Origin of the sequence: Streptomyces hygroscopicus (genome assembly GCF_026168105.1) — a bacterium.
Lineage (GTDB): Bacteria > Actinomycetota > Actinomycetes > Streptomycetales > Streptomycetaceae > Streptomyces > Streptomyces hygroscopicus_D.
The window spans coordinates 1-22,955 of sequence record NZ_LBMW01000056.1 but is presented as its reverse complement, the minus strand read 5'-3'; the positions used below and the strand labels follow the sequence as shown (position 1 = coordinate 22,955).

Annotated in this window: 23 protein-coding genes; 10 read left to right on the top strand and 13 right to left on the bottom strand. The window is 70.9% G+C overall.

All coding sequences use genetic code 11. From position 1 onward, the window contains the following. Positions 1 to 72 precede the first annotated feature (72 nt). On the bottom strand, positions 73 to 681 hold the full coding sequence (locus AAW14_RS33915; RefSeq protein ID WP_265568280.1) for a TetR/AcrR family transcriptional regulator: 609 nt from the start codon (positions 679 to 681) through the stop codon (positions 73 to 75). Between the two features lie 115 nt (positions 682 to 796). On the opposite strand from AAW14_RS33915, the gene AAW14_RS33910 reads away from it, so the two are divergent. Then, positions 797 to 2,314, top strand: a complete 1,518-nt coding sequence (locus AAW14_RS33910) for a cytochrome P450 (protein ID WP_265568279.1) — start codon at positions 797 to 799, stop codon at positions 2,312 to 2,314. On the opposite strand, the gene AAW14_RS33905 is transcribed toward AAW14_RS33910, so the two are convergent. Beyond that, the gene (locus tag AAW14_RS33905; RefSeq protein ID WP_416223419.1) at positions 2,276 to 3,106 is read right to left on the bottom strand and encodes a pentapeptide repeat-containing protein; all 831 of its coding nucleotides are present in this window, start codon (positions 3,104 to 3,106) and stop codon (positions 2,276 to 2,278) included. The genes AAW14_RS33910 and AAW14_RS33905 overlap by 39 nt on opposite strands. 41 nt (positions 3,107 to 3,147) lie before the next feature. Further along, positions 3,148 to 3,885 carry a flavodoxin family protein gene (locus AAW14_RS33900; protein WP_265568278.1) on the bottom strand — a complete coding sequence of 246 codons (738 nt, stop codon included), beginning with the start codon at positions 3,883 to 3,885 and terminating at the stop codon, positions 3,148 to 3,150. Positions 3,886 to 4,092: 207 nt separating this feature from the next. Between AAW14_RS33900 and AAW14_RS33895 the strand changes: the two genes are divergently transcribed. The 3 genes from AAW14_RS33895 (at position 4,093) to AAW14_RS33885 (ending at position 6,698) form a co-directional block, all read left to right on the top strand. Continuing rightward, a complete protein-coding gene (locus AAW14_RS33895) occupies positions 4,093 to 5,784 on the top strand; it encodes an acetolactate synthase large subunit (RefSeq protein WP_265568277.1) in 1,692 nt (563 codons plus the stop codon). Positions 5,785 to 5,913: 129 nt separating this feature from the next. Further along, positions 5,914 to 6,378: an SRPBCC family protein gene (locus AAW14_RS33890; protein WP_265568276.1), complete on the top strand. Its 465-nt coding sequence runs from the start codon at positions 5,914 to 5,916 to the stop codon at positions 6,376 to 6,378. 101 nt (positions 6,379 to 6,479) lie between these two features. Then, complete coding sequence (locus AAW14_RS33885; protein WP_265568275.1) at positions 6,480 to 6,698, top strand: DUF5999 family protein; 219 nt, start codon at positions 6,480 to 6,482, stop codon at positions 6,696 to 6,698. On the opposite strand, the gene sigJ is transcribed toward AAW14_RS33885, so the two are convergent. The 4 genes from sigJ to AAW14_RS33865 form a co-directional block, all read right to left on the bottom strand. After that, the gene (gene sigJ / locus AAW14_RS33880; protein ID WP_265568304.1) at positions 6,682 to 7,572 is read right to left on the bottom strand and encodes an RNA polymerase sigma factor SigJ; all 891 of its coding nucleotides are present in this window, start codon (positions 7,570 to 7,572) and stop codon (positions 6,682 to 6,684) included. The two genes, AAW14_RS33885 and sigJ, sit on opposite strands and share 17 nt — an antisense overlap. 44 nt (positions 7,573 to 7,616) lie before the next feature. Next, positions 7,617 to 8,360, bottom strand: a complete 744-nt coding sequence (locus tag AAW14_RS33875; protein WP_265568274.1) for a PIG-L deacetylase family protein — start codon at positions 8,358 to 8,360, stop codon at positions 7,617 to 7,619. Between the two features lie 429 nt (positions 8,361 to 8,789). Next, positions 8,790 to 10,091, bottom strand: coding sequence for an alpha/beta fold hydrolase (locus AAW14_RS33870; protein WP_265568273.1), 1,302 nt, complete (start codon positions 10,089 to 10,091; stop codon positions 8,790 to 8,792). Between the two features lie 150 nt (positions 10,092 to 10,241). After that, a complete protein-coding gene (locus AAW14_RS33865; protein WP_265568272.1) occupies positions 10,242 to 11,273 on the bottom strand; it encodes a LacI family DNA-binding transcriptional regulator in 1,032 nt (343 codons plus the stop codon). Between the two features lie 431 nt (positions 11,274 to 11,704). Between AAW14_RS33865 and AAW14_RS33855 the strand changes: the two genes are divergently transcribed. The 5 genes from AAW14_RS33855 (at position 11,705) to AAW14_RS33835 (ending at position 16,946) form a co-directional block, all read left to right on the top strand. After that, positions 11,705 to 12,460: a (Fe-S)-binding protein gene (locus AAW14_RS33855; protein WP_265568271.1), complete on the top strand. Its 756-nt coding sequence runs from the start codon at positions 11,705 to 11,707 to the stop codon at positions 12,458 to 12,460. Between the two features lie 31 nt (positions 12,461 to 12,491). Beyond that, complete coding sequence (locus AAW14_RS33850; protein ID WP_265568270.1) at positions 12,492 to 14,030, top strand: LutB/LldF family L-lactate oxidation iron-sulfur protein; 1,539 nt, start codon at positions 12,492 to 12,494, stop codon at positions 14,028 to 14,030. Further along, entirely contained in the window at positions 14,027 to 14,674 is a 648-nt protein-coding gene (locus tag AAW14_RS33845; RefSeq protein WP_265568269.1) for a LutC/YkgG family protein, read from the top strand. Before AAW14_RS33850 ends, AAW14_RS33845 begins: the two co-directional genes overlap by 4 nt. A gap of 22 nt (positions 14,675 to 14,696) precedes the next feature. Further along, positions 14,697 to 15,851 (top strand): betaine/proline/choline family ABC transporter ATP-binding protein, encoded by a 1,155-nt coding sequence (locus AAW14_RS33840; protein ID WP_265568268.1) that lies wholly within the window; start codon positions 14,697 to 14,699, stop codon positions 15,849 to 15,851. Positions 15,852 to 15,929: 78 nt separating this feature from the next. After that, positions 15,930 to 16,946: a hypothetical protein gene (locus tag AAW14_RS33835; RefSeq protein ID WP_265568267.1), complete on the top strand. Its 1,017-nt coding sequence runs from the start codon at positions 15,930 to 15,932 to the stop codon at positions 16,944 to 16,946. On the opposite strand, the gene AAW14_RS33830 is transcribed toward AAW14_RS33835, so the two are convergent. The 4 genes from AAW14_RS33830 to AAW14_RS33815 all read right to left on the bottom strand — a co-directional run bounded on the left by AAW14_RS33830 (position 16,919) and on the right by AAW14_RS33815 (position 20,050). After that, the gene (locus AAW14_RS33830; RefSeq protein WP_265568266.1) at positions 16,919 to 17,917 is read right to left on the bottom strand and encodes an ABC transporter substrate-binding protein; all 999 of its coding nucleotides are present in this window, start codon (positions 17,915 to 17,917) and stop codon (positions 16,919 to 16,921) included. The two genes, AAW14_RS33835 and AAW14_RS33830, sit on opposite strands and share 28 nt — an antisense overlap. A 19-nt stretch (positions 17,918 to 17,936) precedes the next feature. Further along, positions 17,937 to 18,608 (bottom strand): ABC transporter permease, encoded by a 672-nt coding sequence (locus AAW14_RS33825; RefSeq protein WP_265568265.1) that lies wholly within the window; start codon positions 18,606 to 18,608, stop codon positions 17,937 to 17,939. Next, positions 18,605 to 19,285 (bottom strand): ABC transporter permease, encoded by a 681-nt coding sequence (locus AAW14_RS33820; protein ID WP_265568264.1) that lies wholly within the window; start codon positions 19,283 to 19,285, stop codon positions 18,605 to 18,607. Before AAW14_RS33820 ends, AAW14_RS33825 begins: the two co-directional genes overlap by 4 nt. A gap of 105 nt (positions 19,286 to 19,390) precedes the next feature. Next, positions 19,391 to 20,050 carry a UdgX family uracil-DNA binding protein gene (locus tag AAW14_RS33815; RefSeq protein WP_265568263.1) on the bottom strand — a complete coding sequence of 220 codons (660 nt, stop codon included), beginning with the start codon at positions 20,048 to 20,050 and terminating at the stop codon, positions 19,391 to 19,393. Between the two features lie 142 nt (positions 20,051 to 20,192). Between AAW14_RS33815 and AAW14_RS33810 the strand changes: the two genes are divergently transcribed. After that, positions 20,193 to 20,549: an ANTAR domain-containing protein gene (locus AAW14_RS33810; RefSeq protein ID WP_265568262.1), complete on the top strand. Its 357-nt coding sequence runs from the start codon at positions 20,193 to 20,195 to the stop codon at positions 20,547 to 20,549. A 264-nt stretch (positions 20,550 to 20,813) separates the two neighbouring features. On the opposite strand, the gene AAW14_RS33805 is transcribed toward AAW14_RS33810, so the two are convergent. Continuing rightward, complete coding sequence (locus tag AAW14_RS33805; protein ID WP_265568261.1) at positions 20,814 to 21,608, bottom strand: RNA polymerase sigma factor SigF; 795 nt, start codon at positions 21,606 to 21,608, stop codon at positions 20,814 to 20,816. A 265-nt stretch (positions 21,609 to 21,873) separates the two neighbouring features. Then, positions 21,874 to 22,955 (bottom strand): 1,4-alpha-glucan branching enzyme (glgB, locus tag AAW14_RS33800; protein ID WP_265568260.1); only part of this gene is annotated, 1,082 nt, incomplete at its 5' end.

Here is a 22,955-nt window from a genome sequence, read left to right as displayed (position 1 = left end):
GTAAGCCTTGCCTAACTTATCGGAGGTCGGGGCGCACGCCAACCAGGACCCCCCGATCGGGGAACGGGCCGGTCAGGGAGCGACGACTCCCAACAGCGCGCGGGCACACAGGTCGCGCACCTGCTCCCGGGACAGCTCGGCCCCGCGCAGCCACTCCAGGCACACGGCCGTCGTGAAGGCCAGCCAGCCACGGACGGCGATCCTCAGATCGGGCCGTTGACCGGCCGCACGGCCCAACTCGGGGTCCGCCTCGAGCGCCGCCAGGATCTGCCGCTCCTGCGCGGCCAACGACCGCTGATAGACCCTTCGCACCGCCTGGTCCCCCGCCGCATCGGCGCGATGGAAGGCACGGAAGCCGTGTGCGTGCTCCTCGACATACGCCAGAAAGACATCGAGACCGGCGGCGAGCTGCTCGCGCACCGGAACCCCGGGCACGGCCGCCGTCATCCGCAGCATCCGTACGCTCTCCCGCTCCACCACCGCCGCGAAGAAGTCCCGCTTGGTCGGGAAGTAGTGGTACAGCAGCCCGCGCGAGACTCCGGCGATCTCGGCAACCTGCTCGATCCACACGTCGTCGTACGGATTCTCCGAGAACAGCCGGGCCCCGACCGACAGGAGCTGCTCCCTTCGCTCCTCGGTGCTGAGCCGACGGCGCGTGCGCCCGCCCTGGTTCGCGGCCATGCCCGCACTTTACTTGACGCCGGTTCAACGGCGGGATCACACTGAGTCCGCTATTGAACCGACGTACAACACGGGGCTTTGCTCAACGTGTCGCTGCATCAAGGGAGATGGCGTCATGGCGGAGGCGACGGCAACGGCGACCGAGCTGTCCAGGGGGTTCCGCGGTGCGGAGCTGGGCTGGCCGGAACTGGGGCGCATTCCGCACCCACGACACCGGGTCCCGCTCGTCGGTGACATCCTCGGCGCCGACGTCCGCCGGCCGGTCCAGGACTCGATGCGGTACGGACGCCAACTCGGCCCGATCTTCCGGCGCAAGTTCTTCAGCCGCGAGATCGTCTTCGTATGGGGCGGGAAGCTCGCGGCCGACCTCGCCGACGAGTCGCGGTTCGCGAAGCACGTGGGGCTCGGAGTCGCCAATCTGCGGCCGGTCGCGGGAGACGGGCTGTTCACGGCATACAACCACGAGCCCAACTGGCAGCTGGCGCATGACGTCCTGGCGCCCGGATTCAGCCGCGAGGCCATGGCGGGCTACCACCCGATGATGCTGGACGTGGCCGAGCGGCTCCTGGACCGCTGGGACGCGGAGCAGGCGGCGGGCCACGCCGTGGACGTGCCCGGCGACATGACCAAGCTGACGCTGGAGACGATCGCACGCACCGGCTTCGGCCATGGCTTCGGCTCCTTCGAACGGTCCCGGCCGCACCCCTTCGTGAGCGCGATGGTCGGCACGCTGACGTTCGCGCAGCGCCGCAACGTCGTTCCCGGCCCGCTGTCCCCCCTGCTGCTGCGCGGCGCCGCCCGGCGCAACGATGCGGACATGGCGTATCTCAACCGCACGGTCGACGAGGTCGTACGGGCCCGGCGGGCCGGCCGCGGCGAGGGCGACCTGCTCGACCGGATGCTGGAAACCGCCCACCCGGTGACCGGTGAGCGGCTGGCAGCCGAGAACGTCCGGCGTCAGGTCATCACGTTCCTGGTCGCCGGCCATGAGACGACCTCGGGCGCGCTCTCCTTCGCCCTGCACTACCTCTCCCGGCATCCAGAGATCGCCGCGCGGGCCAGGGAGGAGGTGGATCGGGTGTGGGGCTCCGTCCCACGGCCCGGCTACGAGCAGGTCGCCAAGCTGCGGTACGTCCGCCGGGTCCTCGACGAGTCCCTGCGCCTGTGGCCCACCGCCCCGGCCTTCGCGCGCGAGGCGCGGCACGACACCGTCCTGGGCGGCGTTCATCCGATGCGGCGGGGCGCCTGGGCGCTGGTCCTGACGGCGATGCTGCACCGGGACCCGGACGTGTGGGGTGCGGACGCGGAGCGGTTCGACCCCGACCGGTTCGACCCCGCGACGGTACGGACCCGGTCCGGGCACACGTTCAAGCCGTTCGGGACGGGGGCACGGGCCTGCATCGGGCGCCAGTTCGCGCTGCACGAGGCGACGCTGGTGCTGGGCCTGCTGCTGCGCCGCTACGAACTGCGGCCCGACCCCGGCTATCGGCTGAGGGTGGCGGAACGGCTGACCCTGATGCCGGACGGTCTGCGGCTGCACCTCGACCGCCGGGCCGCCGGGACATCTGCCCCGGAGGCCGTGGCCCAGGCGCCGTCAGAGATGCGCTGTCCAGTGACCGGGGCGCGTGACTGACGCCGGGAGCCGGGTGCCCGCGCTCCCCCTGGCCGCGTTGATCTGCGGCTGGGTCAGGAAGAAGGCACCGGTCAGATCGGCGTCGGTGAGGTCCGCGTCGCGCAGATCGGCGCCGATCAGATCGGCGTCACGCAGATCGGCGCCCGTGAGGTCGGCGGCTATGAGGTAGGCACCGCGGAGACTGGCACCGCGCAGGTCGGCCCCCTTGAGACGGGCGCCGATGAGGTCGGCGCCCCGGCGGTCCTTCCGCTTCCGCCCCGCTGTGGCCCGCACCAGCTCGCTGGTGCGCACGAGAAGGACGTTGACCTCCTGCCGGTGCGCGGCCACGTCCAGCTCCCCCAGTTCCTCGGGGGACTGGAGGGTCAGCCGCTCGGTGCCGTCCAGCAGGCGGCGCAGGTCGGCATGGACCGGGCCGGCCGCGGGCAGGGTGAGTGCCTCGGTCAGATACCAGAGCAGCTCATGGAGTTGGCGCACCACCGGGAACACGTCGAACATCCTCCGGGCGTGCTCCCGGCCGCCCGTCCGCCAGTCCTGTCCGCCGAAGGTGATCCGGGAGACCTTCTGTCCGGCGCCGAAGCAGTCGTAGACCGTGCAGCCCGAGAACCCCCGTGAACGAAGCTCGGTGTGGACGCCGCAGCGGAAGTCGTCTCGAAGGTTGCGGCAGGGCGTGCCGGCGTCCTTGTCCATCGCGAAGTCCGCCGAGCGCGCGAAGGGCAGCGCGACACAACACAGCGCGAAGCACTGGCCGCAGTCGGGGCGCAGGTCGGAACGGTCGGTGGAGGGCATGTGCATGTGAACCACCCTAACGACCTGGGCACTCGCCGCAGAAAGCCTTATCGGTGCTCGGGGTTCTCGTAGTCGTGGCGACAGCCGGCGTCCCAGGCGGTGCGCTGGTTGCCGTAGACGGGGATGCCGCCGAGGTCCTTGAGTGCCCGGGCCAGGTGGAGCAGGTTCCAGGTCATGAAGGTGGTATTGCGGTTGGTGAAGTCGTTCTCCGGGCCGCCCGAGCCGGGGTCGAGATAGCTGGGGCCGGGACCCGCCTCGCCGATCCATCCGGCGTCCGCCTGAGGAGGGATGGTGTATCCGAGGTGCTGCATGCTGTAGAGGACGTTCATCGCGCAGTGCTTGACGCCGTCCTCGTTGCCGGTGATGAGACAGCCGCCGACCCGTCCGTAGTAGGCGTACTGGCCGGCTTCGTTGAGCCGGCTGGAGCAGGCATAGAGCCGTTCGATCACCCGCTTCATCACCGAACTGTTGTCGCCCAGCCAGATGGGACCGGCGAGTACGAGGATGTCGGCCGCCATGACCTTCTCGAACAGCCCCGGCCAGGCATCCGTCTCCCACCCGTGCTCCGTCATGTCGGGCCAGACACCGGTGGCGATGTCGTGGTCGACGGCCCGTACGAGATCGACGTGCACTCCCTGCGCGTCCATGATGCCGGTGCTGCGGTCGATCAGGCCCTGGGTGTTGCTCCGCTCCGGGGACCGCTTCAGAGTGCAGTTGACGAAGAGAGCGCGGAGGTCGTCGTAGCGGGCAGGCGGTGAGGCGGTGGCGGGCGACGATGCGGTCACACGGTCCTCCCAGGGCCCTGCCACCGTGCCGTTCACGGCGGCGCCTCGGTCTCCATCGTGCCGCCCTGTCCCCGGCGCCCGCCACGGCAGCGCACCCGTTGGGATTCCGCGGCGTCCGAACGGGTGGCGGGCCCGGTGCCGGGTATGAACGCCCCGGCCGGCGGCCGGTGAGTGGCCGACGCCACCCGGCGTGCCTACGTTCACCTCATGGACACCGAGCGCGCAACCGAGTCGCAGAGCACAGCAGCCGTGGAGGACGTCGCACACCTGATGGTGCGCTGTCTGCGGGCCGAGGGCGTGGAATACGTCTTCGGGATTCCCGGCGAGGAGAACATCCGCTTCGTCGACGCGCTCAACGGCTCGGGAATCCGGTACGTCCTGGTGCGCCACGAGCAGGGCGCCTCGTTCATGGCGGAGATCTACGGGCGGCTGACCGGCCGTGCGGGAGTGTGCTCGGCCACGCTCGGGCCCGGAGCGATCAACCTGCTGCTCGGCACCGCGGACGCGACGACCAACAGCACACCGCTGGTGGCCCTGGCCGCCCAGGGCTCGCTGAGCCGGATCCACAAGGAATCCCACCAGGTCATCGATCTGGTGTCGATGTTCGCCCCGGTCACCCAGTGGGCGGCACAGGTCCACACTCCCGACGCGGTACCGGAGATGGTCCGCAAAGCGTTCAAGACCGCGCAGAGCGAACGCCCCGGCGCCGTCTTCCTGGCGGTGCCGGAGGACATCGAAGCGGCACGCCCCGGCACGCCGCTCGGCCCTCTGAAGATCGACGCCGTGCATGCCGACGCGCCCTCGTCCTCCCAGATCGCCCGGGCCGCCGAGGTGCTCACGACGGCCCGGCGCCCCATCGTGCTCGCGGGCCACGGCGCCGCGAGAGCCGGGGCCACGGCCGCCCTCGTACGGTTCGCCGAGCGGCTCGACGTCCCGGTGGCGACCACGTTCCACGGGAAGGGCGTCATTGCGGACGACCACCCGAACGCGCTCGGGACGGTGGGCTTCATGCGCCACGACTACAGCAACTGCGGCTTCGAGGATGCCGACGTCCTGATCTGTGTGGGCTACGAGATCCAGGAGTTCGACCCGGTCAAGATCAACCCGTACGGCGACAAGCGCATCGTGCACGTGCACCACTTCCCCGCGGAGGTGGACGCCCACTACCCGGTCACGGTCGGAGTCGAGGGCGACCCCTCCCAGTCGCTGGACGCGCTCGCCGCGGCACTGCCCGACGGACTCGCCTACCGCACCGGCGCCGGTGCGAAGATCCGGGCGCTGCTCGCCGAGGAACTCCGCTACGGACGGGAGAACGACGCCTTTCCGCTGGTCCCGCAGCGCGTGGTCTCCGATGTGCGCACCGCACTGGACCGCCACGACATCGTGCTGGCCGACACCGGTGCCGGGAAGATGTGGATGGCGCGTCTGTACCCGGCGTACGAACCGGAGACCTGCCTGGTCTCCAACGGCCTGTCCACCATGGGCTTCGCGCTCCCCGGTGCCATCGCCGCCAAGCTGGCCCGGCCGGAACGGCGGGTGCTGGCGATGATGGGCGACGGCTCGTTCCTCATGAACTCCCAGGAACTGGAGACCGCTGTCCGCGAGCGCGTCCCCCTGGTGGTCCTCGTCCTGGTGGACCACGAATACGGCCTGATCACCTGGAAGATGGAGCTCGAACTCGGCCGCCACAGCCACACCCGGTTCACCAACCCGGACCTGGTCGCCTACGCCGAGACCTTCGGCGCACGCGGCTACGCGGTCAAGGCGGCCGACCAGTTGCTGCCCATCCTGCGCCGCGCCCTGGCCGAGCACGCCGTCTCCGTGATCGTCTGCCCCGTCGACTACTCGGAGAACCTGCGCCTGACCGACAAACTGGGCGAACTGCACGGGCCGTTCTGACTCGCGGCCTGACATCCAGTCGTCGGGCCCCGGGTCGCCGCCCGTGCAAGCGGGAGGAATCCTGAGTGGGGCAACTGGCCGCGTGCGAGGCGGAAGCAAATCGCACGGCACCATGATCGAGGGAACGGTATGACCATCGACGAGACGGCGGAACGCGTGATCCGGCTGCCACCCGAGCAGGTGGCCGCATACGCCATGGACTGGCGCAATGATCCCGAGTGGACGCAGGGCATCCGCACGGCGGAACTCACGCGGGAGGCGGACGCGGGCGGCTTCGGGGTCGGAGCCGAGGTCACCCGCACCGCGCACTTCCTCGGGAAGCGCATCGACTACGTGCTGCGCGTCGCGATGTACGACCCACCGGAGCTGCTGGACATGGTGTCCGTGGCGGGCCCGATGCCCATGCACGTCACCTACACCTTTGCCGCCCACCCCCAGGGCACCCTCGCGCGCATCCGGGTGCGGGGCGAGTCCGGACGCTTCTACCGTCCGGCCGCGCCGATCATGGCCAGGCAGGTCCGCTCGTCCATCACCAAGGACCTGCGCGACCTGGAGCGCAGGCTGCTGGAGCCGCCGGGCCCCGCACCCACCTGAACTCACCGCCGAGTTTCCCGCGCTGTGGGGGCCCTCTCATCCGTACGAAAACAAACTCCGCTACCACGGAGGTACACGTCGTACGACCCTGGAGAGATGTCATGTGCACGCACTGGCCTCCGTGCCCGCCGGCCGACCGGCCCGACCACGACGCCGCGGTCATCGTCTCCGCCCACCCGGAGCAGGGATGGAATCTGCTGTGCAACGGCACCATCGTCTTCGACGACACCGGCGAACTGCTCCCGGACGGCCGGGCCGTGGCTCCGCGGGCGGCGGAAGGCGCGGCGGTCCCACCGAGCCGGGTCAGTCCTCCGGTGTGAAGCCCAGACGCTCCAGCCGGTCCGGGTCCGACAGGATGTACACGCCGACGATCCTGCCGTCCGCGACGGTGACGCCCATGACCGACAGCAGCCTCCCCTCGTGCGCCGTGACGACTCCGATCGCGCCGTTGACCACGGCGAGCCGGGCCTGCTGGGCGAACTGCCGGAACGTGAGCGCCTGTTCGGCCACTGCCGCCGCACCACGGACCACCTTGGACGCGGCCGCACCGCCCACCAGAGCGCCGGAGTCGGCCCGCAGCACCACGTCGGGGTGCAGGACCGCGACCAGGGCGTCGAAGTCGCCGCCGCGCGAGGCCGCGAGGAACGCCTCCAGCACCTCGCGTTGCCGCCCGAGGTCCGGATCGGCCGCGGGCTCGGCACTCCGGACCCGGCGGCGGGCGCGGCTGGCGAGCTGCCGGGTCGCGGCGGACGTACGGCCGACGACGGGCGCGATGTCGTCGAAGGGCACGGCGAACATGTCGTGCAGGACGAACGCCAGCCGCTCGGCGGGCTCCAGTGTCCGCAGCACCACGAGGAGGGCCAGTCCGACCGAGTCGGCGTGCAGCGCCTCCTGTTCGGGGTCGACGCGCCCCAGCGGGCCGACGACCGGATCGGGGACGAACGTGTCCACGATGGGTTCCTCGCGGCGCGCGCTGCGGGAGCGCAGCATGTCCAGACAGACGCGGCCGACGACGGTCGTGAGCCAGGCGGCGAGGTTCTCGACCTCGCTCACGTCGGAGCGGTTCAGCCTCAGCCAGGCCTCCTGAACGGCGTCGTCGGCCTCGGTCAGCGAGCCGAGCATCCGGTAGGCCACTGCTCTGAGGTGCCCCCGGTGCGCCTGGAAGCGGTCCGCCAGCAGATCCTTGTCGTCCATCGTCCCCGTTCCGAAAGTCGTCCACATGAGGTGTTGATCGTCGCCTAACGGCTGAACAGCTCGAACGCCACGGCAGGTTTGCCGCCGAACCGGTCCCCCACCGACTCGGCATGAGCGGTCAGGAAGGACCGTGCGTACGTCTCCGGTTCCTTGTCCGTCAACGCCTCGATGTACGTGCGGTGTTCGAGCAGTGAGCGCACCGCACGCTCCAGGCCCGGTGCCGCGTCCACCGCGTGGGTGGGCGTGGAGGAACCGGCGACGGCGACCCAGCGGACGCCGTTCCAGGGCTCCAGGCCCCGCTCCGCCAGTTCCGGGAAGATCCAGCGGTTGCCGGCGTCCGCGACCGCATCCAGGGTGGCTCGTCCGACGGCCACGTGGTCCGGAGTGTTCCAGGCGACGCCGCCCCAGGTGTCACGGTGGTTGAGGGTGAGGACCAGCTCCGGCCGGTGCCGGCGGATCGCCGCGGCGATGTCCCGGCGCAGCGGGATGCCGTACTCGATGACGCCGTCCTGGTGGTCCAGGAACTCCACCGTGGACACTCCCACCACCGCCGCGCTCGCCCGCTGTTCCCGCTCCCGCAGGGGGCCGCACACGGAGGGTTCCAGCGAGTCGATGCCCGCCTCGCCGCGGGTGGCGAGGAGGTAGGCGACCTCGCGACCGCCGTCGGTCCATCCGGCGATCGCGGCCGAGCAGCCGTACTCGAGGTCGTCGGGGTGGGCGACGACGGCGAGGGCGCGCCGCCAGTCGTCCGGCAGGGGCTTGAGCTGATCGTTCCGCGGCTCGGTCATGGCCGCAGACTAACGCCGCGTCCCCACCGCCCGTTGGCCCTGCGCAGGACTGCGGGGCCACCCCGGTGCCCAAGGGCGGCCCAACGCGGCGGAGCCCGGTCGGCCGCTGTCGGCCGCCGCTGCGGGCAAACACCTCGCCACAGAGCGGCGGCACGCTCGTGACCCGTCCCCTGCAACAAGCGTGCACAACCGGTCGGCGCCCGTCGTGGGAAGGCCGACGCCCACGCCGCGGCGAGCGGGGCGTGGACCGTCGATGCGCGGCCTTCGTCGGCCAGGACGGCGGCGGCAACGGCTGCCGGCCGGTGTGCCGGGCGGCCTCTGACGCCGAACCGCCGTGGCAGGCAAGCGCGTTGGCATCCTGCGGCTGCGCCCGGGCACCCGTGCCCCGTGCCGGCCTGAACGGTCCCGGAGCCGGGCGCCGGGACCGTGTCAGACCTCGTCCCTCGTCAACGCCAGCAGGCGGTCCAGGACGCGCGGGCCGTCCGCGTGCACGCCGTCGTGTTCGAACTCGTCCGTGACCCAGGTGCGCAAGCCGCGGATCGCACGGGCCGTCTCCAGGGCGTGGGCGGTGTCGACGTACATGTCGTCGTGATAGACCGCAGCGGCCACCGGCACCTCATTGGCGGCGAGCCGGCCACGGTCGTACAGCGGCGTCCAGCCGGTGTGCTCCGCAAGGAGATGGGCGGTCTCGCGCAGCGGCCGCAGGGCCGGGTCGGTGTCGAACATCCAGGGATGCACGGACTCGCCCGTGAACAGGACCGGTCCGTCACCCGTCAGGGCCTTGGCGGCGTCGAACTGCGGGAACCGCGCGCGGACCCGTTCCGCCGACCAGGCGGTCGGCCGGTCGTCCTGACCGTAGATCGCCTCGTGGACCAGTGCGTAGAGCGGGTGGCCCGCGTACGAGAGCACGCTCTGCACCTCCTCCTGGAAGGCGTCGGAGAGCGCGAGGCCCCGCGAGGTGCGGACGAAGGGGTCTGCGAGGAGGAAGTGCAGACGGTGGCTGCCGTCGCCGGTGCCGAGGAGGATGCCGAGCGACTGGAAGGCCTCGACGGTGAGCTTGTAGCCGCCGTGCAGGACCGGCTCGTGCTGGAGCAGGTACGTGGCGATCCTACGGGCGCGCTCGGCGTCCTGCGGATAACGCGCGTAGTGGGCGGCCACCTTGCGTTCGATGCGCGGGTATGCGGCCCGGTAGACATCATCCGCGTGCGCGTCCAGGGACGGCAGCCCGCCGGTGATCAGCGCGGCGCGCAGGCCCTCGGGGGCCGTGGACAGGTAGTGCACGGTGCAGAAACCGCCGAAGCTCTGTCCGAGGACCGTCCACGGGGCACCGCCTGTGACCTGCGGGCGGATGGCCTCGCAGTCACGCACGATGGAGTCCGCGCGGAAGTGCGTCAGGTAGTCGGCCTGCTCGCGGGCGCCGCCGCGCAGTGGGAGCGTCTGCCGGTTGGCGGGCGTGGAGGCGCCGGTGCCGCGCTGGTCGAGAAGGAGGACGCGGTACTCCTCCAGGACCCGGCCGAGCCAGGCCTGCTTGCCGATGTAGCGGTGCGCCCCGAAGCCGGGCCCGCCACGGAGGTAGATCAGCCACGGCAGGTCGTCACCGGCCTTGTCGCTTGCGACGACCTCCCGCGCGTACAGCTCGATCGTCTCGCCCTCGGGGTCGCGGTGGTCGAGGGGTACGGCGAAGCGGCGATCGGTGAGGACGACGCCGGGCTGGCGGTAGCTGAGGTTCAACGGGGCTCCCGAGACGGACGGATCCAGGCCGCGTCCCAGTTCAGCACATGGTTCCGGGCCCTCGGCGGGCCGGGAACAGGAACGCGGTACTGAACAGCCGCGCGCAGCCGGTGGGGCTCCCCCGTCGACGTCGACGTCGACGAGAAGGATTCAGCCCCGCGGGAGGCTGGAGCGGCGCACCACCAGCTTCGGCTGGAGCACCACCCTCCGGTGTTCGTGGCCGCGCCGGCCCGATTCGGTCTCCGCCTCCGTCTCCTCGAGCAGGAGCTCCGCAGCGAGCGCGCCCATGGTGACCGCGGGCTGCCGTACGGAGGTGAGCGGCACGGCGGCCGCCGCGGCGAACTCGATGTCGTCGTATCCGACGATGGCGAGGTCTTCGGGGACCCTCACCCCGGCCGCGTACATGGCCTGCAGGACGCCGAGCGCGAGCAGGTCGTTGGCGCAGAACACCGCGGTGGGACGGTCGGCGAGTCCGAGGAGGCGGGCACCGGCGTCCCGGCCCGCGGGGACGTCGAGGCGCTCGGTCGGCAGCTCCCGCAGCGCCTCGGAACCGAGTCCGGCCTCGGCAAGGGCGTTGAGGGCTCCCGTGCGGCGGTCCCTGACCTGGCCGAGTGCGGGCGGACCGCTGACGAACGCGAGGGAGCGGTGCCCGGCGTCGACCAGGTGCCGGACGGCCAGGGCGCCGCCCGCCGTGTCGTCGACGCGGACGGAGCACTCCGTGGCACCCTCGGCGACCCGGTCGACCAGGACGAACGGGATTCCGTGGCGGCGGAAGGCCTGGACGTTGGGGCCGGTCGCGTCGGCGGGGGTCAGCAGCACGCCGCGCACCCGCTGCTCGGCGAAGAGCGCCAGGTAGTCGGCCTCTTCGGCGGGGCTCCTCGCGCTGTTGCAGACCATCACGCCGAGCCCGGCCTCGCGGGCGGCCCGCTCGGCGCCACGGGCCACGTCCACGAAGAACGGGTTGCCCATGTCGAGGACGAGCAGTCCCATGATCCGGCTGCGTCCGGCACGCAGCTGCCTCGCCGACTCGCTGCGGACATAGCCGAGCCGGTCGATCGCGGACAGCACGCGGGCGCGGGTCTCGGAGGCGACCGCCTCGGGACGGTTGATGACGTTCGAGACCGTACCCACGGAGACTCCGGCTGCGCGGGCGACGTCCTTGATACCCACCGACTGGGCCATCGGGCGGGCCTCCAGGGAGCAGTGGAGCGGCGGGCAGACCTTCACACTACCCGCCCACCGCCGACGTTTCCGGTCGTGGTCGGGCGGTCGGCGCGAAGTCCATGGTCGCCGAGTGCACGAAGTTGAAGGCACCGGGACGAACGCTTTGACGGTGAGTACGGGATCGCCCGTCGGAGACCGGCCGCCCTCGGGAACGGAACGTCCTCGTCCAGGCCCGGGCAGGCCCCGGCTCATGGGACGGCCTGTGACCGTGCCCCGATGCGGCAACTCCTGGCACCTGCCCAGCCGTTGACGCGGTACGAGCCGCGGGGCGGCACGGCGCCGTGGCGCGAGGCGGGGCCCGGTTCGCCACGCCGTGAGCCGGGGTCTCCCCGAGATCGCATCGGCGGATTACCCTGCACTCATCCGATGATCGACCACGAGGAGCCGCGATGCGTGTCGCCCTGTTCCTGACCTGCATCAACGACACGCTTTATCCGGATACCGGGCGCGCCGTGGTGAAACTCCTGACCAGGCTGGGCGTCGAGGTCGACTTCCCGCTGACGCAGACCTGCTGCGGGCAGGCTCACTACAACACGGGGTATCGGCATGAGGCCGAGCCACTCGCGGTGAAGTTCTCCGATGTATTCCGAGAGTACGAGGCGATCGTGACGCCTTCGGGGTCATGCGGGGCCATGGTGCGGGAGCTGTATCCGCGGTTGGGTGAGCGTGCGCGGGCCGAGGGGCGCGGGGACGTGCTCGCGGCCACCCTGGCCCCCGTGGTCCCGAAGACGTACGAGCTCACCGAGTTCCTGGTGGATGTGGTGGGGGTGACCGACGTGGGCGCGTACTACCCGCACACCGTGACGTACCACCCGACGTGTCACGGCCTGCGGAGCCTCGGTCTCGGCGACCGTCCCAGGCGGTTGCTCCAGGCCGTCAAGGGGCTGGAGTTGGTCGACCTGCCGGGCGCGGAGGAGTGCTGCGGCTTCGGCGGCACCTTCGCCCTGAAGAACTCCGATGTCTCGGCGGCGATGGGCGCCGACAAGGTGCGCAACGCCGAGTCGACGGAGGCCGAGGTACTGTGCGCCGCCGACAACTCCTGTCTGATGCACATCGGCGGGACGATGACACGGCTGGGCGTCGGCATGCGGCCCGTCCACATCGCGGAGATCCTGGCGAGCACGGAAGAGGAGCCGCTGGTATGAGTGTCATCGCCGTCGTGAAGGGGCACAGCGCATGAGCGGGACGTTCATCGGGATGCCCGCGTTCCCCGAGGCCGCACGCGAGGCGGTCGGCAACCGGACCCTGCGCCGCAATCTCCGGCACGCCACCCACACCATCCGCGCCAAGCGAGCCAAGGCGGTCGCCGAGGTGTCCGACTGGGCGGCGCTTCGGGAGGCGGGCCGGCAGATCAAGGACCACACCCTCCGTCATCTGGACCGGTATCTGGTGCAGTTGGAGGAGTCGGTCACGGCGGCCGGTGGCACCGTCCACTGGGCCGCCGACGCGGTCGAGGCCAACCGGATCGTGGCCGAACTGGTCAAGGCGACGGGCGAGTCGGAGGTCGTCAAGGTCAAGTCCATGGCCACGCAGGAGATCGGTCTCAACGAGGCGCTGGAGGCAGAGGGCATCAGGGCGTACGAGACGGATCTGGCCGAACTGATCGTGCAGTTGGGCAAGGACCGGCCTTCGCACATCCTGGTCCCGGCGATCCACCGCAACCGCGGCGAGATCCGTGACATCTTCCGCTCCGAGATGGGCGCGTGGGGCCGGCCGGCACCCGAGGGGCTCACCGACACGCCCGCCGAACTGGCCGAGGCAGCCCGGCTGCATCTGCGCGAGAAGTTCCTGCGCGCCAGGGTCGGCATCTCGGGCGCGAACTTCATGGTCGCCGAGACCGGCACGCTGGTGGTGGTCGAGTCGGAGGGCAACGGACGGATGTGCCTCACCCTCCCCGAGACGCTGATCTCGGTCGTCGGCATCGAGAAGCTCGTGCCGACCTGGCGGGACCTGGAGGTGTTCCTCCAGACGCTCCCCCGCTCCTCGACGGCCGAGCGGATGAACCCCTACACGAGCATGTGGACGGGAACGACGGACGCCGAGACGGCCGACGGCCCGCGGACCTTCCATCTGGTCCTGCTGGACAACGGCCGCACCGACACGCTGGCCGACCAGGTCGGACGTCAGGCGCTGCGCTGCATTCGCTGCTCCGCGTGTCTCAATGTCTGTCCCGTGTACGAGCGGGCGGGCGGCCATGCGTACGGCTCGGTCTATCCGGGACCGATCGGCGCCATCCTCAGCCCTCAGCTCCGCGGCACGCAGAGCGAGATCGACGCCTCACTCCCCTACGCCTCCTCGCTGTGCGGAGCCTGCTACGAAGTGTGCCCGGTCGCCATCGACATCCCCGAGGTGCTGGTGCATCTGCGGGAGAGGGTCGTGCAGGGCGGCCCCGTCACGCGTGCGGGCAACAAGGTGGTCCTGAAGCCGGCGAAGGGGCACGCCGCCGAGCGGGCGGCGATGCGGGCGGCCCGCTGGGCGTTCGGCCATCCAGGCGCTCTGCGCACGGGCCAGCGGATCGCGTCGCGGTCGCGTCGCTTCCATCCCCGGACGCTGCCGGGTCCGGGCAGGGCGTGGAGCGCGAGCCGGGACCTGCCCCCGGTGCCCGCGGAACCGTTCCGCGACTGGTGGCAGCGCACACACGTCACCGGCCGGGGCGCCGGGGCGGGGAGTGCCGGGGACCAGGCGAGTGGCCACGACCAAGGGGACGGGAAATGAGCAGCAGGGATCTGATCCTGGGCCGGGTACGGCGGGCGCTCGCGACTGCCGGGGAGGCCGACACGCCCTACGAGCAGGCCGTTTCCCGGGACTATCTGCGCGAACACGGCGAGCGCACTGCCGAGGAGACGGTGGATCTGCTGGCGGAGAACCTGACGGAGTACCGGGCGGTCGTGCACCGTACGAACGCGGAGGAGTTGCCGAACGTCATCATGCGGCTGCTTGCCCTGCGCGGACCGCGGTACGTCCTCGTGCCCCCGGGGCTCCCTGCGCAGTGGATGTCGGCCGCCGATCCCACGCGGGTACATGACCGCGCGGTGAGTACGCCCCACGACCTGGACAAGGTGGAGAGCGTGGTCACCGGCTGCGCGGTCGCCATCGCCGAGACCGGCACCATCGTGCTGGACGGCTCACCCGACCAGGGACGCCGCCGAATCACGCTCGTCCCCGACCACCACATCTGCGTCGTACGCGTCCCCGCGCAGGTCGTGTCGTCCGTGCCCCAGGCCATGGAACGGCTTGCCCCGACACGCCCGCTGACCTGGATCTCCGGTCCGTCGGCGACGAGCGACATCGAGCTGGACCGGGTCGAGGGGGTGCACGGTCCGCGCACCCTGGAGGTGGTGCTGCTGAGCGAGGAGTGACCGGCGCCGTTAGCGTGAGGGGATGATCCGGTTCGAGCAGGTCACCAAGCGGTATCCGGATGGTACGACCGCCGTGGACGACCTGACCTTCGAGGTTGCCGAGGGCGAGCTCGTCACGCTCGTGGGACCGTCCGGCTGCGGCAAGACGACCACGATGATGATGGTCAACCGGCTCATCGAACCGACGTCGGGCCGGATCCTGGTGGGCGGCGAGGACATCGCGACCGTCGATCCGGTACGGCTGCGGCGGCGGATCGGGTATGTGATCCAGCAGGTGGGGCTGTTCCCGCACCGGACCGTTCTCGACAACACGGCGACCGTGCCGTATTTGATCGGCTGGAAGAAGGCGAAGGCGCGGGCACGGGCAGCCGAGTTGCTCGAGCTGGTGGGCCTGGACCCGAAGACGTACGGGCCTCGCTACCCGGACCAGTTGTCGGGCGGTCAGCGGCAGCGGGTCGGGGTGGCGCGGGCGCTGGCCGCCGATCCGCCCGTGCTGCTGATGGACGAACCGTTCGGCGCGGTCGACCCGGTGGTGCGGGAACAGTTGCAGGACGAGTTCCTGCGGATGCAGGCGGCCGTGCGCAAGACGGTGCTGCTGGTCACGCACGACATCGAGGAGGCCGTGCGGCTCGGCGACCGGATCGCGGTGTACGGCCGGGGGCGCATCGAGCAGTTCGACACGCCCGGCGCGGTGCTGGGCACGCCCGCCACGCCGTATGTGGCCGAGTTCGTCGGCGCGGACCGGGGGCTGAAACGGCTGTCGGTGACGGAGATCGAGCCGAGCGACCTGGAGCAGCCTTCGATCGCCCGGCTCGACGAGCCCGCCGAGCGGGCGGCGGCCCGGCTGTACGACGAGGGCGCGCGCTGGGCGGTCGTTCTGGATGCCGAGGGCGATCTGCACGGCTGGGTCGGGGCCGACGCACTCGCCGCGGGCGGCGTCGTCCGGGACCACGCCCACCGGATGAACTCCTGGGTTCCGGTGGGCGCTCCGCTGAAGCAGGCGTTCGGGGTGATGCTCCAGCATGACGCCGGATGGGTCGCGGTGCTGGACGGGGCGCGCTTCCTGGGCGTGCTGACCCCGGCGAAGCTCCACGAGGCGCTGCGCCGCTCGGTCGACGCGGACGCGCGGGGCATCTCGCGCGGGCAGGTGTCCTTCGACTCGGTGGCGGACGCATGAAAGGGCCTTGGGACCCCTTGAAGGCAACCCCCCGGCAGATCCGTGCGTGACGTCCCCGGGCGGCGGACACTGGGCCACATGACTCGTCGTCCTGGGGCTGAGGCACGGCCGGTGGAGCGGCGTGTCGTGCTGTGGGGAGCGGCCGGTGCGCTCCTCGGCGCCGCAGGCTGCACCGGTGGTTCGTCCCGCCCCACCCGGCAGGGAACGGGCTCCGGCATCCCGCCCGCGAGCGCGTCCCGTACGGGCTCCCCCGGGCCGGCCGCCCTTCCCCGCACCACACCCTGGCGGCCCACCTCCGCCGAGATCGACCCCGAGGTGAAGACGCGCGCCGTCCAGCTCGTCGAGGCCATCGGTGCCTGGCCCGCCGGGAAGGGCGGCACGGCCGCCGCCAGGACCCGGGTGGCCGCTCTGCGGCTGCCCACCGGTCTGGTGGACCAGGCGGGTCCCTTGCTGCCGTCCGCCGACGCGGCCGCGCTGCAGGTGGTGGACGCCCAGTACGGCGGGATCCTCACGGACTCTTCGAGCGTCCTCGTGGTGTGCCGGCAGTGGACCCTGCACGGTGACCGGGTCGTCGCCGGAGGTACGACGGTCGACGTGCGCCTGGTGCGGACCGGGTCCGGGTGGACCGTCACCGCCCTGCACCCGGCCCGGCCCGGCGCTGCCGTCGCCTCACCCCCGGCGGCCGTCCGCAGGGTGCTGATGAACTCGAGGATCGTGCTGCCGCCCGCGGCGGAGGCCGATCTGCTCAGCGGGCGGGTCCACCACAGTGTGCTGAACGCGATGCTGCGGCTGGCGGGCGGGTATCGGATGGACGTGAGTGTCGTCCGCTCCGGGCATCCGCTGAACGTCTTCGGCACCGACCGGCCCAGCGACCATCCGCGCGGCCGGGCGTTCGACGTCTGGCGGATCGACGGCCGGGCGGTGGTCGACCCGGCGACGCCGCGGGCTCTGATCGAGCGCTTCATGCGGGACGCGGCGGCCGCCGGATCGTACAACGTCGGTGGGCCCGTCCAGCTGTCGGGCGGGGCGACGGCGGGCCAGTTCTTCAGCGACAACACCCACCACGATCACGTGCACATCGGCTTCCTCGGTTGAGTCGGCCGGGACGGTTGAGCCGAACCCCGGCCCCGTTGCTTCAGGAGCCCCCTGTCCTCGAGATAGGTGCGCGCCACGTCCTCCGGTAGCCGTCGCCAGCTGTCCACCTGCTGGTTCATCGACGCCAAGTCGGCGGTGGTGAGAACGGAGTTGAGGGCACCGAGCGCCTTCGTGACGCGTTCGCCGCCCGCGCGGGAGCGGTTGACGACGGGGACGATGTAGTCCGCGTTCTGCAGGTGCTTGTCGTCGGCGAGCAGCACGAGACCGAACGAGTCGAGGGTCGCGTCCGTCGTGGTGGTCAGCACCATCTGGTCCCGCCCGCTCTGGACGGCCCGCTTGGCCTGGGTGGTGCCGACGCCCTTGGGATCGACACCGATGACGTCGATGCCGTACGTCTTCCTCAACCCGGGTTCGCAGTACGGCCGTTGGACGCATTCGTCACCGGCCGCGAGCCGCACCCCGAGGCCGGACCTGCCGAGGTCGCTCAGCGTTCCGAGGTGGTGCCGACGGGCGTACGACCGTGTCACCGCGAAGGCGTTCTGGTCGACCGCCCGGCCGGGGTCGAGCGCGGTGAGGCCGCGGGGCGCGGCCAGTGCCCGCAAGGCCTTCATGGTCGCGTCGAGGTCCGGTGAGCCCACGGGCGCGGCGCCCGCACCGTGGGTCTTGGCGTTGAGCCAGTCCGCAAAGGTGGCCGCGTACTCCGCGACGACGTCGATCTGCCCTGCTTCCAGGGCAGGTTCGTACAGTTCTCGGTTGGCGACGGTGAGGATGGACGTCCGGTAGCCGGCCTGGTTCAGCAGGAGCGCGTACATCTGGGCGAGCAGATCGCTCTCGGTGAAACCGGCCGAGCCGATGGTCAGATGCCTGCTGTCGCCGGGGGGCGCGGTGACCTGGCCGCGGGTCTCCAGGGAGGGTCCCGTCGTGCAGCCGGCGACCAGGAACAGGCTCGCGATCGCCGCGTACCGTCGCATCAGAAGCCTCGTCCGCGGCTCATCGCGAGTCTCGTGTCCGACGCGGGGCCAGCCGCTCGACGGCCTCGAGGACTCCCTCCACGACCAGCGCGAACACGGCCACGAGGACGGCCCCGGCGACCACCTGTGGCGTACTGGCCAGATTGAAGCCCGCGGTGATGATGCGCCCGAGTCCGCCGCCGCCCGCCAGCGCGGCGATCGTGGCGGTCGCGACGAGCTGCACGGCGGCGATCCGCACCCCATTGAGGACCAAGGGGAGCGCAAGGGGCAGTTCCACGCGGAACAGCATCTGCCGGCCCGTCATCCCCATCCCCCGCGCCGACCGCACCACATCGCGGTCGACCTCGCGCATGCCGACGTACGCGTTGGTGAGCAGCGGCGGCACGGCGAACAGGACGAGCGCCACGACGGTCGGGCCCTCGCCCCAGGCCCCGACCGGCGTGAGCAGCAGGAGAACCAGCACGGCGAAGGTGGGGACGGCGCGGCCGACATTGGAGATGTTGACGGCGAGCGCGCCGCCCTTGCCGAGGTGGCCGAGAACCAGCGCGACGGGCAGCGCGATCACGCAAGCGATGAGCAGACAGACGACGGTCAGGACGAGATGCTGCTCCCATCGGTGCCGGATGCCGTCGTCCCCGGCCCAGTGGGCGGGGTCGGTGAGCCAGTGCCAGGTGGCGCCGAGGGTGTTCATTCCCGCCCCGCCCTCGTCCAGGGCGTGATCAGCCGCTGCGCACCGAGCAGCAGCAGGTCGGCCGCCACCGCGATCACCACGCACAGCACGGACGCGGTCAGCACCTGTGCCTTGAAGTATGTGTTCATGCCGGCGTAGATCAGGTTGCCGAGTCCGCCGAAGCCGACGATCGCTCCCACCGTGACCAGGGAGAACGCCGAGACCGTGGCGATGCGCAGTCCGGCCATGGCGGCCGGCAGGGCGAGCGGCAGTTCGACGGTCAGCAGCAGCCGCACCGGCCCGTACCCCACGCCCCGGGCGGCCTGCCGGGTGTCCTCGGGGACGGCCCGCAGGCCCGCGAGGATGTTCCGGACCAGCAGGGTGAGGGAGTAGAGGACCAGGCCCGCGACGACCAGGGCCGCCGACAGCCCGTACAGGGGAAGCAGCAGCGAGAACATCGCCAGGGACGGGATCGTGTAGAGGATCGTGGTGACGCCGAGGACCGGAGGGGCGGCCCAGCCCCAGCGGCGCGCGAGCACGGCCATCGGTACGGCGATGACGAGGGCGATCAGCACGGAGGCCGCGGTCAGTTGCAGATGCTGGAGCACCGCTTCGAGGAGGATGTGGCGGCGGGTGCGCAGATACTCACCGCAGATCCAGTCGTTACGGGCCAGGCAGTCGTCCGGGCTCGCGGTCACGCGTCCATTGCACCGGCCGGACGGTGGCGCACGCTCGTTCTGGTGACCCGTCCGGGGTGCCGCCGACGGCGCCCGGCTCCGGCCGGGCGAGTTCCAGGCCGCAGCTCAGGAGCCGTTCAGCACCCGCGCCGCCACCTTCAGGTCCGACACGAGTCCGGCGTAGGCCGCCTCCCGGTCGTCGGCGCGCAGGATCGCCGAGGGGTGCACGGTGGCGACGACGTACCGCTCCTGTTCGGCTCCGGGCATCGGCAGCAGGCTCCCCCGGTCCTTGGTGACCCGGAACGAGCCGCCCAGCAACGCCTTGCCCGCCGTCGCGCCCAGGGCGACCACGACCTCGGGGCGGACCAGGTCCAGCTCGGCACCCAGCCAGGGTCGGCAGGCGGACATCTCGCGCAGGGTCGGCGGCTTGTGAATGCGCCGCTTGCCGCGTTCGGGGACGGTGAACTTGAAGTGCTTGACCGCGTTGGTGACATAGGCGCTGCCCCGGTCGATTCCGGCTTCCGCCAGCGCCTTGTCGAGCAGACGGCCTGCCGGGCCGACGAAGGGTTCCCCCTGCCGGTCCTCCTGGTCACCGGGCTGCTCCCCCACCAGGACGACCCGCGCCGAGGGGTCACCCCTGCCGAACACGGTCTGGGTTGCGTTCTCGTACAGGGGGCAGCCCTGACACTTCGCGGCGGCGCGCCGGTACGCGTCGAGCCCGCCGTCGCGCGGCAGGAACGGGCTCGCGTCGTACGCGGTCGCCCGGGCGTCGTCGGAACGGCTCATGCCTGACTCACCTCCGGGGCCCCGCTGTGCCTGCCCGGTCCAGGAGTACCCCTTCCCTCCGCTCGCACACACCTGCTCGAATGGTGAGGATGGAGGGAAGCCGGACATCGCCGATCGCCAAGCCACTGCCCCGGAGGGGACGATGACCTCGAATGCCCGTCCGGGAAACAGTGATCCGGATGCCACCGCCCCTGAAGCGGAGAGGATCCTCCAGCTGGAGGAGGAGGTCGGCCAGCTCAAGGAGGCCGTCACTTCGCACGCGGTCGTGGACCAGGCCATCGGCATGCTGGTCGCCCTCGGGCATGTGACCCCCGACCAGGGGTGGAATGTGCTCCGGGAAGTCTCCCAGCGCGCGAACATCAAGCTGCGGAATGTCGCGGAGCTGATACTCATCTGGGGTCGCGACGGGGATCTGCCGGAAGACATCCGGGTTCTTCTGGAGGACACACTCGACTGTTACGGACCCACCCAGCTTCCGGAGGGGCCCCAGCCCCGATGACGCGCCCCGCCTCTCGGGGAGGTGGCGGGCTGTGCCTCTCGGGGAGGTGCCGCTCGGTCGCCTCGTGATTCATCTCCCCGCATATGGGCGAGAGCGTTTCAAAAACCCTCTGACGGATAGTCCGGAAAGGGCGGCGACCTGCCAAACCGTTCCCGGGAGGGTTCGGCAGTGAGCCCACCGCAAACGGCCGTCCGGTCGGCGAGCGGTCCGGGCGGCCGAATGCTTGCCGGCCCCTCCCGGGGGTTCCGGCAAGCCGGCGGGGGATCATGCGGTGTCGGCCAGCGCCTCTTCGCGCACCCGCGCGCAGCAGCCGCTGAGCAGACGCGAGACGTGCATCTGGGAGATGCCGAGCTGGTTCGCGATGCGGCTCTGGGTCATGCCGCGGAAGTAGCGCAGATAGAGGATGGTGCGCTCACGTTCGGGCAGGGACCGCAGCCATGGCTTGACTGCTTCGCGGTCGACGATCAGGTCGTAGCCGGAGTCGGCGTCGCCCAGCGCGTCGCCCAGCGCGTATCCGTCGTCACTGCCCGCCACCTCCGCATCCAGTGAGAGTGCGGTGAAGCTGTCCATCGCCTCGAGACCCACGCGTACGTCGTCCTCGCTGAGGTGCGCGTGCTCGGCGATCTCGGTGATGGTCGGGCCGCGCCCGGGGGTCTCCTGGGAGATCTCCTTGACCGCCACCCGGACGCGATTACGCAGGTCCTGGACGCGACGCGGCACATGCAGGACCCACATGTGGTCCCGGAAGTGCCGCTTGATCTCGCCGGTGATGGTGGGGATCGCATAGCTTTCGAACGCATATCCGCGCGTGGGATCGAAGCGGTCGACGGCCTTGACCAGGCCCAGCGCCGCAACCTGGCACAGGTCCTCGACGGACTCGCCTCGTCCCCGGTAGCGCCGGGCGATGCGCTCGGCCATGGGCAGCCACGACCTGACGATGTCGTCGCGCAGCGCCTGCCGCTCGGGGCTGTCGGGCAGACCCCGCAGCTGCGCGAAATCCTCGCTGGTATCGGGGGCGTCGTCGTGCGGGTGTTGCTTCGCTTTCACCGTGATGCGCATGGTGCTTTTCAACTCCCTCAGGGGGCTGATTGGACAGTCACCATGGGAGGGCGCACTCACGGGACACACGGGTCACGCCGGGTCTGGTGGGCCAGCTCCCACGAACGTGCCTCCTGTCCGAAGCACTATTGGGGCCATTCCCCCCTTTCATTCCGTCAAACAGTTTCTCATGCGGGTTCACTCCCGGCGATCGCACGATTCCCGGAAGTGACACGACGCCGGAAATCTCGGGAATTGCCGGGCTCCGGGAATTCTCCGGGGAATTTCAGTGTGAAGGAGGTCGCTCCACGTCGCACGGCGGGACAGCAGGGCACAGCCAGATGGTGGCGAGGGGCGGAAGGGTGAGGCGAATGCCTTGCCAGGGGGTGGAGTCGGGGGTGAGCGGCTCCGGGTTGCGGACATCACCGCCGCCGTACTTCGCCAGGTCGGTGTTCAGGACTTCCCGCCAAGCCGGGATGTCGTCGGGGGCGCCCAGGCGGTAGTGGTGCCGGACGACGGGGGAGAAGTTCGAGACGGCCAGCAGGGGCGTGCCCGCCGCGTCGAACCGCAGGAACGCGAAGACGTTGTCGTCGGCAGCGTCGCCCACCACCCACTCGAAGCCGGACGGTTCGGTGTCGCGCTGCCACAGCGCCGGGGTGCCGCGGTAGATCGTGTTCAGATCGCGGACCAGGTCCCGCACACCCCGGTGGTCGGGTTCCGCACCGTACGCCGGGTCCAGCAGCCACCAGTCCGGGCCGTGGTCCGGCGACCATTCTCCGCCCTGGGCGAACTCCTGGCCCATGAAGAGGAGTTGCTTGCCCGGGTGGGCCCACATGAAGCCCAGGTAGGCGCGGTGGTTGGCGCGGCGCTGCCACCAGTCGCCGGGCATCTTCGACACGAGGGACTGCTTGCCGTGGACCACCTCGTCGTGGGAGATGGGAAGCACGAAGTTCTCGCTGTATGCGTACACCATCGAGAACGTCATCTCGTTGTGGTGGTACTTCCTGTGCACGGGATCCTTGGACACGTACACGAGGGAGTCGTGCATCCAGCCCATGTTCCACTTCAGTCCGAAGCCGAGGCCGCCCCGGTCGGTGGGCCTGGTGACCCCGTCCCAGGCCGTGGACTCCTCGGCAACCGTGATCACTCCCGGGCAGCGGCGGTAGACCGTGGCGTTCATCTCCTGCAGGAAGGCCACCGCGTCCGGGTTGTCGTTCCCGCCGAACTCGTTCGGGCGCCACTGGCCCGGTTCCCGTGAGTAGTCGAGGTAGAGCATGGAGGCCACCGCGTCCACACGCAGACCGTCGATGTGGAACTCCTCGCACCAGTAGACGGCGTTGGCGACCAGGAAGTTGCGCACCTCCCGCC

Coding starts and splice junctions, on each gene's coding strand:
- AAW14_RS33915 (WP_265568280.1), bottom strand. CDS start 681: ATGGCCGCGAACCAGGGCGGGCGCACGCGCCGTCGGCTCAGCACCGAG.
- AAW14_RS33910 (WP_265568279.1), top strand. CDS start 797: ATGGCGGAGGCGACGGCAACGGCGACCGAGCTGTCCAGGGGGTTCCGC.
- AAW14_RS33905 (WP_416223419.1), bottom strand. CDS start 3,106: ATGCACATGCCCTCCACCGACCGTTCCGACCTGCGCCCCGACTGCGGC.
- AAW14_RS33895 (WP_265568277.1), top strand. CDS start 4,093: ATGGACACCGAGCGCGCAACCGAGTCGCAGAGCACAGCAGCCGTGGAG.
- AAW14_RS33890 (WP_265568276.1), top strand. CDS start 5,914: ATGACCATCGACGAGACGGCGGAACGCGTGATCCGGCTGCCACCCGAG.
- AAW14_RS33885 (WP_265568275.1), top strand. CDS start 6,480: ATGTGCACGCACTGGCCTCCGTGCCCGCCGGCCGACCGGCCCGACCAC.
- sigJ (WP_265568304.1), bottom strand. CDS start 7,572: ATGGACGACAAGGATCTGCTGGCGGACCGCTTCCAGGCGCACCGGGGG.
- AAW14_RS33875 (WP_265568274.1), bottom strand. CDS start 8,360: ATGACCGAGCCGCGGAACGATCAGCTCAAGCCCCTGCCGGACGACTGG.
- AAW14_RS33865 (WP_265568272.1), bottom strand. CDS start 11,273: ATGGCCCAGTCGGTGGGTATCAAGGACGTCGCCCGCGCAGCCGGAGTC.
- AAW14_RS33855 (WP_265568271.1), top strand. CDS start 11,705: ATGCGTGTCGCCCTGTTCCTGACCTGCATCAACGACACGCTTTATCCG.
- AAW14_RS33850 (WP_265568270.1), top strand. CDS start 12,492: ATGAGCGGGACGTTCATCGGGATGCCCGCGTTCCCCGAGGCCGCACGC.
- AAW14_RS33845 (WP_265568269.1), top strand. CDS start 14,027: ATGAGCAGCAGGGATCTGATCCTGGGCCGGGTACGGCGGGCGCTCGCG.
- AAW14_RS33840 (WP_265568268.1), top strand. CDS start 14,697: ATGATCCGGTTCGAGCAGGTCACCAAGCGGTATCCGGATGGTACGACC.
- AAW14_RS33835 (WP_265568267.1), top strand. CDS start 15,930: ATGACTCGTCGTCCTGGGGCTGAGGCACGGCCGGTGGAGCGGCGTGTC.
- AAW14_RS33830 (WP_265568266.1), bottom strand. CDS start 17,917: ATGCGACGGTACGCGGCGATCGCGAGCCTGTTCCTGGTCGCCGGCTGC.
- AAW14_RS33825 (WP_265568265.1), bottom strand. CDS start 18,608: ATGAACACCCTCGGCGCCACCTGGCACTGGCTCACCGACCCCGCCCAC.
- AAW14_RS33815 (WP_265568263.1), bottom strand. CDS start 20,050: ATGAGCCGTTCCGACGACGCCCGGGCGACCGCGTACGACGCGAGCCCG.
- AAW14_RS33810 (WP_265568262.1), top strand. CDS start 20,193: ATGACCTCGAATGCCCGTCCGGGAAACAGTGATCCGGATGCCACCGCC.
- AAW14_RS33805 (WP_265568261.1), bottom strand. CDS start 21,608: ATGCGCATCACGGTGAAAGCGAAGCAACACCCGCACGACGACGCCCCC.